The sequence below is a fragment of the Psychroserpens sp. Hel_I_66 genome, from assembly GCF_000799465.1.
In the GTDB taxonomy this organism is placed as follows: Bacteria; Bacteroidota; Bacteroidia; order Flavobacteriales; family Flavobacteriaceae; genus Psychroserpens.
Genome location: NZ_JUGU01000001.1, coordinates 77,086 through 89,895 on the forward strand (window position 1 = coordinate 77,086; position 12,810 = coordinate 89,895).

General features: G+C 34.4%; 12 protein-coding genes. 4 read left to right on the forward strand and 8 right to left on the reverse strand.

Translation table 11 applies throughout. The annotated features are described in order from the left end of the window. Positions 1 to 38: 38 nt before the first annotated feature. The 8 genes from groL to miaB form a co-directional block, all read right to left on the reverse strand. Positions 39 to 1,676: a chaperonin GroEL gene (gene groL, locus GQ40_RS00370; RefSeq protein ID WP_047544738.1), complete on the reverse strand. Its 1,638-nt coding sequence runs from the start codon at positions 1,674 to 1,676 to the stop codon at positions 39 to 41. A gap of 102 nt (positions 1,677 to 1,778) precedes the next feature. Beyond that, positions 1,779 to 2,054, reverse strand: coding sequence for a co-chaperone GroES (gene groES / locus GQ40_RS00375; protein ID WP_047544740.1), 276 nt, complete (start codon positions 2,052 to 2,054; stop codon positions 1,779 to 1,781). A 185-nt stretch (positions 2,055 to 2,239) separates the two neighbouring features. Next, positions 2,240 to 2,593, reverse strand: a complete 354-nt coding sequence (gene secG / locus GQ40_RS00380; RefSeq protein WP_047544742.1) for a preprotein translocase subunit SecG — start codon at positions 2,591 to 2,593, stop codon at positions 2,240 to 2,242. A 4-nt stretch (positions 2,594 to 2,597) separates the two neighbouring features. Beyond that, the gene (locus GQ40_RS00385; RefSeq protein WP_047544744.1) at positions 2,598 to 3,548 is read right to left on the reverse strand and encodes a hypothetical protein; all 951 of its coding nucleotides are present in this window, start codon (positions 3,546 to 3,548) and stop codon (positions 2,598 to 2,600) included. Further along, entirely contained in the window at positions 3,549 to 4,052 is a 504-nt protein-coding gene (locus GQ40_RS00390) for an LptE family protein (RefSeq protein ID WP_047544746.1), read from the reverse strand. It abuts the gene before it with no gap. 70 nt (positions 4,053 to 4,122) lie between these two features. After that, the gene (locus tag GQ40_RS00395; RefSeq protein WP_047544748.1) at positions 4,123 to 5,394 is read right to left on the reverse strand and encodes a sigma-54 interaction domain-containing protein; all 1,272 of its coding nucleotides are present in this window, start codon (positions 5,392 to 5,394) and stop codon (positions 4,123 to 4,125) included. A 16-nt stretch (positions 5,395 to 5,410) separates the two neighbouring features. Next, entirely contained in the window at positions 5,411 to 5,881 is a 471-nt protein-coding gene (locus GQ40_RS00400) for a hypothetical protein (protein WP_047544750.1), read from the reverse strand. Between the two features lie 12 nt (positions 5,882 to 5,893). Next, positions 5,894 to 7,333: a tRNA (N6-isopentenyl adenosine(37)-C2)-methylthiotransferase MiaB gene (gene miaB / locus GQ40_RS00405; RefSeq protein ID WP_047544752.1), complete on the reverse strand. Its 1,440-nt coding sequence runs from the start codon at positions 7,331 to 7,333 to the stop codon at positions 5,894 to 5,896. Positions 7,334 to 7,503: 170 nt separating this feature from the next. Here miaB and GQ40_RS00410 point away from each other — a divergent pair, with 170 nt between their 5' ends. From GQ40_RS00410 to GQ40_RS00425, 4 genes are all read left to right on the forward strand, one after another. After that, positions 7,504 to 8,286 (forward strand): hypothetical protein, encoded by a 783-nt coding sequence (locus GQ40_RS00410; protein WP_047544754.1) that lies wholly within the window; start codon positions 7,504 to 7,506, stop codon positions 8,284 to 8,286. Between the two features lie 96 nt (positions 8,287 to 8,382). Next, positions 8,383 to 8,769: a hypothetical protein gene (locus GQ40_RS00415; RefSeq protein ID WP_047544756.1), complete on the forward strand. Its 387-nt coding sequence runs from the start codon at positions 8,383 to 8,385 to the stop codon at positions 8,767 to 8,769. 171 nt (positions 8,770 to 8,940) lie between these two features. Continuing rightward, positions 8,941 to 11,463, forward strand: coding sequence for a type I DNA topoisomerase (topA, locus tag GQ40_RS00420; protein WP_047544758.1), 2,523 nt, complete (start codon positions 8,941 to 8,943; stop codon positions 11,461 to 11,463). A gap of 8 nt (positions 11,464 to 11,471) precedes the next feature. Then, complete coding sequence (locus GQ40_RS00425; RefSeq protein WP_047544760.1) at positions 11,472 to 12,638, forward strand: formimidoylglutamase; 1,167 nt, start codon at positions 11,472 to 11,474, stop codon at positions 12,636 to 12,638. Positions 12,639 to 12,810 lie beyond the last annotated feature (172 nt).

Consider the following 12,810-nt stretch of genomic DNA (forward strand, 5'->3'; position numbering starts at 1 on the left):
CACATTTAAGCGAGTAAATTATTAATGGCAATTCGCCATTACATCATTCCTGGCATTCCTCCACCCATTCCTCCTGGCATTCCACCACCAGCAGATTCTTCTTTAATATCAACTAAAGCACACTCTGTAGTCAAGATCATTCCCGCAACAGATGCAGCATTTTCTAACGCAATACGTGTTACTTTTTTAGGGTCAATAATTCCTGCTTTGAGCATATCAACATACGTTTCAGTTTTAGCATCAAAGCCAAAGTCCTTTTTGCCTTCCATGACTTTATTAATAACCACAGATCCTTCACCACCTGCATTTTCTACAATCGTTCTCAATGGAGCTTCAATAGCTCTCGCAACAATTTGGATTCCTGTTGTTTCATCAAGATTTTCCGTAGAAAGTTTTTCTAAAACTTTGATAGCTCTAACAAAAGCAACACCACCACCAGCAACGATACCTTCTTCTACAGCAGCTCTTGTTGCATGTAAAGCGTCATCAACACGATCTTTCTTCTCTTTCATTTCTACTTCACTAGCAGCACCAACATAAAGTACAGCAACACCTCCAGCTAATTTAGCTAAACGCTCCTGTAATTTTTCTTTATCATAGTCACTAGTTGTAGTTTCAATTTGAGCTTTAATTTGATTAACTCTCGCTTTAATATCTGAAGATTTACCAGAACCATTTACGATAGTCGTATTGTCCTTATCAATCATTACAGATTCCGCAGTACCCAACATAGATAGATCTGCATTCTCTAAAGAAAAACCTCTTTCTTCGGAAATTACAACGCCTCCTGTTAAGATGGCGATATCCTCAAGCATTGCTTTACGACGATCTCCAAATCCTGGAGCTTTTACTGCTGCGATTTTTAATCCGCCACGTAATTTATTAACGACTAAAGTTGCCAGGGCTTGACCTTCTACATCTTCAGCAATAATTAATAACGGACGACCAGATTGTGCAACTGGCTCTAATATTGGAAGGATTTCCTGTAAATTGGAAATCTTTTTATCAAATAATAAAATATACGGATTCTCTAAATCTGCAATCATTTTATCAGAGTCGGTCACAAAGTAAGGTGATAAATAACCTCTGTCAAACTGCATACCTTCTACAACGTCAACGTATGTTTCCATACCTTTTGCTTCTTCAACAGTGATAACACCTTCTTTACCAACCTTACCAAATGCTTTGGCGATTAATTCACCAATAGTATCATCATTATTTGCCGAAATTGCAGCAACTTGCTTAATCATCTCAGAATCGCTACCTACTTTTTTAGATTGCTTTTCAAGATCTTTTACAATTGCCTGTACAGCTTTATCGATACCACGTTTTAAATCCATTGGATTTGCTCCTGCAGCAACGTTTTTCAAGCCTTCTTTAACGATAGCTTGCGCTAATACAGTTGCGGTAGTAGTTCCATCACCAGCTAGATCATTAGTTTTGGACGCGACTTCTTTTACCATTTGAGCTCCCATGTTTTCAAGCTCGTCTTCTAATTCTATTTCTTTTGCAACAGAAACTCCATCTTTAGTTACTTGAGGCGCTCCAAATGAACGACCAATAATAACGTTACGACCTTTTGGTCCTAGAGTTACTTTCACTGCATTTGCTAATGCATCTACGCCACGTTTTAAACCGTCACGTGCTTCAATATCAAATTTTATATCTTTTGCCATTTTCTTTATGTTTTTTAGCTAATGGCTTTTGGCCTTTAGCTATACGTTTTTAAATTTTAGATTATTTATGCTAAAAGCGAAAGGCTAATAGCGAGAAGCGAATTATACAATCGCCAAAATATCACTCTCACGCATGATGAGGTAATCTTTTCCTTCTAGTTTAAGTTCGGTTCCAGCATATTTTCCGTAGAGAACGCTATCACCAGATTTAACTGTCATTGGTTCGTCTTTCGTGCCTTTACCAACAGCGACAACTTTTCCTTTTTGTGGTTTTTCTTTAGCGTTGTCTGGAATGATAATTCCTGAAGCTGTCTTAGTTTCAGCCTCAACAGGTTCAATAAGAACTCTATCTGCTAGTGGTTTAATGTTTAAGCTCATTGTTATATGTGTTTTTTAAATTAAAATATAATGTTGATTGCAATCAACGCATAAGCGTTATGCTAAAAATGTGCCAATGAATTTTAACTGACAAAGTTTCAGTAGATGCACATTTCCGAAGAGATAAGCAAAAAAAAAATGCCAGCTAATTTAGCTGGCATTTAAATATTTTAAAATAAGTTTCTTTATAAAGAATCTGCTGGAGTTGCGATATCCTCTGCAGAGTTATCTGTAGATGGAGCCATTGGAGTAGTGGTTGTTGTTTCTTCTCCATTGATTACTTTAGATTCCTCAACGCCTCCTGCTCCAGGTATAGCAAAGTTAGAAGCTAAAATTAATGCAAGTAATAACGTTGCTAAAGCCCAAGTACTCTTGTCTAAAAAGTCGGTTGTTTTTTTAACACCTCCCAATTGTTGAGTGCCACCACCACCAAATGATGAAGATAATCCTCCTCCTTTTGGATTTTGTACCATAACAACTACAACTAGTAAAAATGATACTAGTATGATTAAGATTAAAAAGATTGTAAACGTATTCATTGGTTTATGTATTATTTTCTTGTAATTTCTTTATCGCTTTAATTTGGTCTGCAAAGAAACCACTTTTTTCTGGATATTTCAAACTTAAAATTCTATAAGATTGAATTGCCTTTTCATAGTTATTTTGCTCAAGGTAAATTCTCGCCAAAGTCTCGGTCATTAGGCCATCGTGAGCCATTTTGTCACTCTTGTCTATATTGATTTTTGGAGAATCTTTGGTGGGTTTTATTTTAGGATTATTTTCTAAAAAGCGATCAATAAGCTCAAATTTTTGGCTTACTTCGTTTGAATTTTTTTCTGGAGAACTTATGATTTTTTCTTCGGAAATTGACTCATTTTCATCTCGTTTGATTGGTTTAAAACTTGTGATCTTAAGCCATTCTGAAAAAGAGTGGGTTTCAGATTTTTCAAAATCTAGGGGTTTACCAATTTGTAGAATTTCTTCTGGTTTGATTTCTGTTTTTTCGTGTTCGATCTCAATCTCAGCTTGTTCTGGCGTGTGATTTGCCAATGATAGAAAATGGGCAACATCTTCTGGTTTTACCTTTTGTTCAAATAGGTTTGGGTCTAGAACGCCTTCGGTATTTTTAATATGCTGTTTTAGTGCATCATCAATAGTAACACTTTTATTGACCGAAATATCATCCATCTCGTGAACGGTAATATCTTTTAAATGTTCTGAGTTTTGTTTGATGATCTGTGAAATTTCGTTTTGATTAAACTCTTCCGAAGTTATAAAATCAAACAAAATACTTCTATCTGTCGTATAGGCAGCTGTAGTTTTTAATTCTTGATTGTATTTGTAACTACCCGATTTTTTCAAACCCTTAAGGTATAAGGCTCTTGCCGATTGAAAATAAGGAAATTTAGAACTCAGATCCTGTAATGCACCGGTTTGCTCCTCTGTTATTGATTTAGGATTTTGGAGTAGATATGTGAATTGTGTATTATCCATTTACCACTTTGCTAACGTCGCATTAAAAATATCTTGTGTGATACGCTCAAAAATTTGTTCATGCACTGCGTCTTTTTGTGCGCCTTGTAATAGTTGGCTCCCAGGATAATCTACAAAATGGGAAAAACGTTTTTCAAAATCTTCTGCTTCAGGGTCTGTGGTGTCAAAAAATCTTAAATTTACGGTGACGGAAAGTCTGTTTTCAGCAGCAGTACTATTGGCTTGGGCGGTAGTAGGAGAGATGCGGTACTCTACAATTTCACCTTCATAGATCAATTCTCCATTAGTTGTCGTTAGAGTTAGGTTGGTTTGATTGAGTATTAAATCTTCTAAAGCGAGTTTAAAATCCCTGTCAAAACCAGGCTCAATTAAATCTGCTGTATTTTGAAAATAATTAACCTGAAATGTCTCTGCCTTTAAATTTTGGACTCCCGTGAAAGAATAAGGTCCGCAACCGAATAAAAATGTAAAGCAAAGTAATATTAAATATGTAGTATGTTTCATTTATTTAATTATCTATAGATAGCAAACGTTTTGTTTGATGACCTATTTTTTAATGGGTCATAAAGTTTTGCTAAAGGTCGTATTGTTTTATTTTTCTATATAATGTACGTTCGCTAATGCCTAATTCTGCAGCAGCCAACTTACGTTTGCCTTCATGACGTTCTAGAGATTTCTTAATCAATTCTAGTTCTTTATCGTGTAAAGATAAAGTTTCTTCTTCTTCGATTTCTTCAGCAAAATGGTATTTATCCATACTTTGATTCTTATCATCAGGATCAAAATGATCGTTCGATTTCTCTGGAATTTCCATGACTTCCAAATCTTCAAACTCTTCGGTATAGTTGTCTTTTTGAGATTTACCGTAAATTTTGTTAATAAGGCCTTCGTTATCTTTTTCTACTTCGGAAGCATTGTCATTTTTCATCAATTCCATCGTGAGTTTCTTGAGATCATTCAAGTCGCTCTTCATATCAAAAAGGACTTTGTAAAGAATTTCACGTTCGTTGCTAAAATCGCTTTCAGATTTTGAGTTATTGATTACAGCAGGCAAATTATTACTTCCGCTAGGTAAATAACCTTGAAGTGTTGCAGCGCTAATAGTACGATTTTGTTCTAATACCGAAATCTGCTCAGCCACATTTCGTAATTGACGAATATTACCATTAAAGCGATGTTTCTGTAAAAAAGGTACAGCATCGTCTTCAAGTTTTATGGTTGGCATTTTATATTTTAATGCAAAATCGCTGGCAAATTTTCTAAACAATAAATGAATATCTTCTTTGCGCTCTCGAAGTGGCGGAATATTAATATCTACAGTACTTAACCTATAATATAGATCTTCCCTAAACTTCTCTTTTTTTATAGCTTCAAACATATTAACGTTTGTTGCTGCTACAATTCTTACATTGGTTTTTTGAACCTTGCTTGAACCTACCTTAATGAATTCACCATTTTCCAAAACACGCAGTAAACGAACCTGTGTGGTTAATGGTAGCTCTCCAACTTCATCTAAAAAAATGGTACCACCATCGGCTACTTCAAAATAGCCAGATCGCGTTGCTGTTGCTCCTGTAAAAGCGCCTTTTTCGTGACCAAATAATTCACTGTCAATTGTTCCTTCTGGTATAGCGCCACAATTTACAGCTATGTATTTACCATGCTTGCGATGAGATAATTGGTGGATAATTTTAGGAATACTTTCCTTACCAACACCACTTTCTCCAGTTACCAATACAGAAATATCTGTTGGTGCAACTTGGATGGCTTTTTCAATCGCTCTGTTGAGTTTTGGGTCGTTTCCTATAATCCCGAAACGTTGTTTTATGGCTTGTATGCTTTCCATTTGGATTTGAAAGTAATTATTTGATTGATTTGATGATATTTTTAAAATATTCTCTAAGTTTACTCTGCTTTCTTGAAGATTTTAAAAAATCTTTATTCTTTTTATCTAAAATATAGCAAAGAACTATTGGATTGGTTTGTATGACTTCAGTTTCGTTAGCTTTATTAATTAAATTTCTTAAGTAACTGGTTTCTATGTAAATACTTATAGGTTTATTTGACCAACTTTTATGTATTACATTATCCCATTTATACAGTTTAGTATTGTCTTTTTCTTTTAAGGTTTCATAATTTCCAAAATCATTACTAAATTTTTCAATAATTTTATTGGCTTCAAACGACAGGTGCATGGAAAGATTATTAACCATTAGGTCATCATCAATTTTTATCATGCCATTATAGACTTCATCCAACTCAATTTCAAATTGAGCAAAAGCAGTATTGAAATGAAATGCTGCAACTATAAAGAAGATGATTTTTAAATTCATTGTAAAATATTCTTAATTGATAAACGAAACAGCCTCACCAATCAAAGTAGCACTAGTACAATCTAACACCTTGACTTTTACTAAATCTCCAATCTTGTAATTTTCCTTCGGAAAAACAGCTACGATGTTCTGTGATGTTCTCCCAGACCATTCATTATTTGATTTTTTAGACTCTCTTTCAATTAATACTTCAACGGTTGTGTTTAAATATTCCTTGGTTTTAATTTCACTATGTTCTCTTTGGCGTTGGACGATTTCAGCTAAACGACGTTTTTTTACATCTTCTGGCACATCATCTTCCATTTTTCGTTCTGCCATCGTTCCTGGTCGTTCGGAATAGGTAAACATATACCCAAAGTTATACTTCACGTAATCCATTAAACTCAATGTATCTTGGTGGTCCTGTTCTGTTTCCGTAGGAAAACCAGAAATCAAATCCTGACTAATAGCACAATTTGGGAGAATGCGTCTAATATTATCGATTAGCTCAAAATACTCTTCACGCGTATGTAAACGATTCATTTCTTTTAAAATACGGTTACTTCCGCTTTGAACTGGCAAATGGATGTGTTTACAAATATTATCGTACTTCGCCATAGTTTCAATCACATCAAGTGTTAAATCCTGCGGATTGGACGTTGAAAACCTAATGCGCATTTTAGGTTGAGCCTTTGCGCACAGTTCTAGCAATTGTGCAAAATTTACAGCGGTTGCTTTTTGCATTTCCGAAGCTTTGGTAAAATCCTTTTTTAGTCCGCCTCCATACCATAAATAGCTATCTACATTTTGGCCTAAAAGTGTGATTTCCTTATAGCCTTTGCTCCAAAGATCATTAACTTCTTCAATAATACTTTGCGGATCGCGACTGCGCTCACGACCTCTCGTAAATGGAACAACACAAAAAGTGCACATATTATCACAACCGCGAGTGATAGATACAAAAGCTGTAACTCCATTTGTATTTAAACGCACGGGAGCAATGTCTCCATAGGTTTCCTCTTTAGATAAAATAACGTTAATGGCATCTCTGCCTTCATCAACTTCCGCTAGGAGGTTTGGCAAATCTTTGTAGGCATCTGGTCCAACAACAAGATCAACGATTTTTTCTTCTTCTAAAAATTTGGTTTTTAAACGCTCTGCCATACAGCCAAGAACGCCTACTTTCATTTTTGGGTTGATGCGTTTAACAGCATTATATTTTTCGAGACGTTTTCTTACGGTTTGCTCTGCTTTATCACGAATGGAGCAGGTGTTGACAAGAACAAGATCGGCTTCTTCTAAACTATTTGTGGTATTGAAACCTTGTTCTGCAAGTATGGAAGCCACAATTTCACTGTCGCTAAAATTCATAGCGCAACCATAGCTTTCTATAAAAAGTTTGCGGGTATTTTCTTTTTTTTCTTCTAAAACTAGGGTGTTACCTTGTTTGCTTTCGTCAATTGTTTTATCCATATGTGAGAGTTGATCCTTAAAATTCAATTAGAATCAATAAATTTCTAGTATTCAATAAGCGTACAAAGATATGATAATTTTAAGGATTGTGACAAAGTGTCATAACAGATTTTGTTTTGAGATTGTAAAATATTTCAGTTATTTTGATTTCAGGATAAAACACCCTTAAAATGATATTTGCTGAAATTCAACATAAAATACAGATCGCCAAACAACTTGATTTTGGCCAAATATTAAACGACAGTATTGAGCTGTTTAAGAAAGTGTGGCTGCAAGGTTTCATCATGTTGATGATTATGATTGCATTTGTGATACCATTTGTGATTGTAATATATTTACCAATGGTATTTTTTGCAATTGCAGACGCCGAAAGTCCCGGATTTTTTGGAGGTATGGAGGCAATTGCGGTTTTGTTTTTTTTAATGGCTTATATGGTTTTTGGTTTTTTTATGGTTGTTATCTCATTTGGGCTTAAGGCAGGATTTTATAAAATCATGCGTCAAAAGGATATCGACTCATTAGAGAAAGATGATTTTTTCTTTTTTCTTCGGAAGCCTTATCTCTTTAAAACGATCAACCTATCGCTAGCTTATTTTGGAATAAGCGTTTTAGCCATGTTATTGTGTGTGTTTCCAGTTATTTACGTTATGGTACCACTAAATTTATTGGTTGTTATTTATGCTTTTAATCCTGAACTATCTAACTCTAATTTAATTAAGGCGAGTTTTGATTTAGGAAATAAAAAATGGTTTATCACTTTTGGAATCACTTTGGTTGCAGGGATTTTAGCTCAAATGGTTGGAATGTTGATGTGCGGAATTGGCCTTTTCGTTACCATATCGTTTGCAGCAATACCTCTATATATTATTTATAAAGAAATCATAGGTTTTAATGAAGGGCCAATTGAAATTAGACAAATAGGGAATAAACAAAATAATAACGCAACCTTTTAATACAAGTTGCATCTAATATAATAACTATCAATATTAAACTACAATATGAGAATTTCAAAGATCATTTCCGCTTGTTTCTGTTTCACTTTACTATTAATGAACACACAATGCGATGAAGATGATTACATCCCTCAACCATGTGATCAAAATGTTGTCGTTGATAATGGGTTTTATAATACCGCAGAATCTGATCCATATGAAGTAAGTACTATTATTATTGACGGTAATTGTTTAACAGTTGAGATTTCTGCAAGTGGTTGTGATGGCAATTCTTGGAGTTTGGTTTTGGTAGATTCTGGTGAAGTGGCAGAGTCTTCGCCCGAGCAACGTTATTTAAAATTAGTATTAACTAATGAAGAATTATGTTTAGCAGTAGTGTCTCAAACACGCTCTTTTAATTTATTGCCAATTCAAGTAGAAGGCAGTAATGAAATTATATTGAATATAGAAGGGGTTTCCGATGCTATTACTTATGCTTATTAATAAAAACAAAAAAATTTAAATTTTTAAAAAGCCTGAATTTATTTCAGGCCTTTTTTATGCTCTTTTATCAGATGAAAATGTGTTTTATTAAGATAAAGTACAATCGAAATTCACTTAAATTAGGAAGATAACTTTTTTTTGACATACATTTGTAGCCTTAAAAAATCATATATGCCGAAGAATTTAGTCATCGTAGAGTCACCAGCAAAAGCCAAAACCATAGAAAAGTTTCTAGGAAAAGATTTCAAAGTAGAATCTAGTTTTGGACATATTGCCGATTTACCGTCTAAAGAGTTGGGAGTTGATGTAGAAGGGAATTTTGATCCTAAGTATCAGGTTTCCAAAGACAAGAAAGATGTCGTTAAAAAATTAAAGGACCTCGCTAAAAAAGCTGAAATTGTTTGGTTAGCAAGTGATGAGGATCGAGAGGGAGAAGCAATTGCATGGCATTTGGCAGAAACTTTAGGTCTTGATAAAGCAAAGACCAAACGTATCGTTTTTCATGAGATAACAAAGACTGCCATTCAAAAAGCAATTGAAAACCCTAGAGGTATCGATTATGATTTGGTAGATGCGCAACAAGCACGTCGTGTTCTTGATAGAATTGTTGGTTATGAATTGTCTCCAGTTTTATGGAGAAAAGTGAAAGGCGGTTTATCTGCAGGACGAGTACAATCGGTTTCTGTGCGATTAATTGTTGAGAGAGAACGTGATATAATAGATTTCAAACCTGAAGCGTCCTATAGAATTGATGCTGAATTCTCAAATGAAGACGGACAAACATTTAAGGCGAAGCTTCCGAAGAACTTTTCAACCAAGGAAGAAGCCTATAAATTCTTAGAATCTAACGCAAAGGCAGAATTTAAAGTTGCTGATCTTACAAAAAAACCAGCAAAAAAATCACCTGCAGCACCATTTACAACATCAACATTACAACAGGAAGCCTCAAGAAAATTAGGCTATTCGGTTGGTAGAACGATGTCCAATGCACAACGTTTGTATGAAGCAGGTTTGATTACTTATATGAGAACCGATAGTGTTAACTTATCTGACGAAGCTAGAAAAGGAGCAAAGGCAGAAATTGAGAGCGCTTACGGAGAAAAATTTAGTAAAACCAGAAATTATAAAGGGAAATCTAAAGGCGCACAAGAAGCTCACGAAGCGATTAGGCCTACAGATTTTAAAACACATTCGGTAGATATAGAGAGAGATCAAGCACGTTTATATGATTTAATCTGGAAACGTGCCATTGCCTCACAAATGAGCGATGCAGAGTTAGAACGCACCAATTTAAAGATTGAAGCGTCAACTCACAATGAAACCTTCACTGCAAATGGAGAGGTCATCACTTTTGAAGGATTTTTAAAAGTATATCTAGAAGGTACAGATGATGAAGATACAGAGCAAGAAGGCATGTTGCCAGCAATGAAGGTCAATGAGACATTGCTAAATAGTTATATTACTGCAACCGAGCGTTTTTCTAGACCTCCTTATAGATTTACAGAAGCGTCTTTGGTTAAACAATTAGAAGAGTTAGGTATTGGTAGACCATCTACTTACGCGCCAACGATTTCAACAATACAAAATAGAAATTACGTAGAAAAAGGATCTAATGAAGGTGAAGAGCGTGATTATTCGCAACTCCTTTTACAGCAAGGTAAAGTCACAGATAAAAAATTAACCGAGAAAGTTAATAGTGATAAAGGAAAACTTGTGCCAACAGATATTGGAATGATCGTGACGGATTTCTTGGTAAATCACTTCGGAAAAATACTGGATTACAACTTTACCGCTAAAGTTGAAGCAGACTTTGATGAAATTGCAGAAGGTAAAGAGGACTGGAAAAAAATGATGAAAGACTTTTATAAGACATTTCATCCAAATGTTGTCGATGTTCAGGAAAATGCAGATCGTGAGTCTGGAGAACGTGTTTTAGGTAAAGATCCAAAAACAGGAAAACAGGTAAGTGTGCGTTTAGGTAAGTTTGGACCAATGGTACAAATAGGAACGGTTGATGATGAAGAAAAACCAACGTTCGCAAGTTTATCTCCAGACCAGCAATTAACAACAATTACGTATGATGAAGCGATGGAGCTTTTCAAACTTCCGAAGCAATTAGGTACTTATGAAGGTGAAGAGATAGAAGTTAATAATGGTCGTTTTGGACCTTACGTTAAGTTCGGTAAAAAATATGTCTCATTGCCTAAAGGAACAAATCCTACAGATGTAGAAATGGATCAGGCAATTGAACTCATTAAAGAAAAACAAGAAGCCGACGCTCCCATATATATGTATGAAGATTTGCCTGTTCAAAAAGGTAAAGGTCGTTTTGGACCATTTATTAAATGGAACAATATGTTCATCAACGTTAATAAAAAATACGATTGGGACAATTTATCTGATGATGATATTGTAACATTGATCGAGGAAAAAATCCAGAAAGAAAAAGATAAATTAATCCACCATTGGGAAGACGAAGGGATTCGTGTAGAAAAAGCAAGATGGGGAAGGCATAATATCATAAAAGGAAAAATAAAAGTGGAGTTGCCAAAAACGGTTGATGTTTCTGAAATGACCTTAGAAGAGGCCAAAGCTGAAATCGATAAAAAGGCACCTAAGAAAAAAGCAGCTGCTAAAAAGAAGACTGCAACAAAGAAGAAAACCACTAAAAAGAAAACCACTTCTAAAAAATAAGTATTATAATGAATTTTAATTTTTTGTCTCCTGTTTCAGATTCAGTATTAGCTCACAATGAGCTTCTTTCTGAGCAAGCGTTGGGGAAAAAAACTAAAATTCACTCTTCTCAAAATGGAATTCCAGATTTAGATGGTGTGCAATTAGCCATCATAGGTGTTAAAGAAAATCGTAACGATGTTAATTACATGGGTGAGGACATAAGTTTTGATACAATTAGAACTTCTCTTTATTCCCTGTTTCCAGGAAACTGGCATACTAATTTAGCCGATTTAGGTGATATTCCTGCTGGCGCAACAATAGAAGACACTTATTATGCGTTGCGTACAATAATTTCAGTATTAATAGAAAAAAAGGTGATTCCTATAATTATAGGAGGTAGCCAAGACATTACATACGCAAATTATAGAGCTTACGATACAATGTCACCAATGGTTAATATCGTAAACGTAGACAGTAATTTTGATCTTGGAGACGCTTCCGTAGAAATGAAAAATAATAGTTTCCTCGGAAAAGTAATTTTAGAACAACCCTATAATCTTTTTAATTATTCTGTAGTGGGATATCAAACCTATTTTAACTCTCAAGAGGAAATAGATTTGATGGATAAACTGTATTTTGAGGCATATCGTCTAGGAGAAGTTACCCATAATATTAATTTAGTAGAGCCCGTTATGCGAGATGCGCATATAGTTACCATGGATCTTAAAGCTGTGAGAGCAGCAGAAGTTGGTGCAAAACAAAAATTTTCTCCAAATGGATTTAATGGTAAAGAAATCTGTGCTATTTCAAGATATGCAGGAATTAGTAATAAAGTATCTTCATTTGGCGTTTATGAGTTTAAGCAAACTAATGAGCTAGATGCTACACCAATGTTGATATCACAAATAATATGGTACTTTATAGAAGGTGTCAATTGCAGAATAAATGACGATGACTTTAAAAATGAAAATAACTATCAAAAATATAATGTTCTCGTTGATAATGAAGAATTAATATTTTTTAAGAGTATTAAAACTGGTCGTTGGTGGATTGAAATACCTTTTTTACCAAACGTTAATAATAAATTAAAAAAGCATACGTTATTACCTTGCACGCATGAAGATTATAAAGAGGCTAGTCATGGTAAGATTCCAGAAAGGTGGTATAAGGCGTATAAGAAGAATAGTTTCTAATAAATTTTTTAACATTTTTTTAATCGATGAAATGTTAACTTTATGGGATTAAGTGTAAAATATATTAAAAAAAAGTTGGTTTTTACAAAATATATAAATATGTTTACTGCCTTAAAATAATTGAGCACAGAATAAACACATAATTACAACTAAATAATTTAACCTCGAGTTT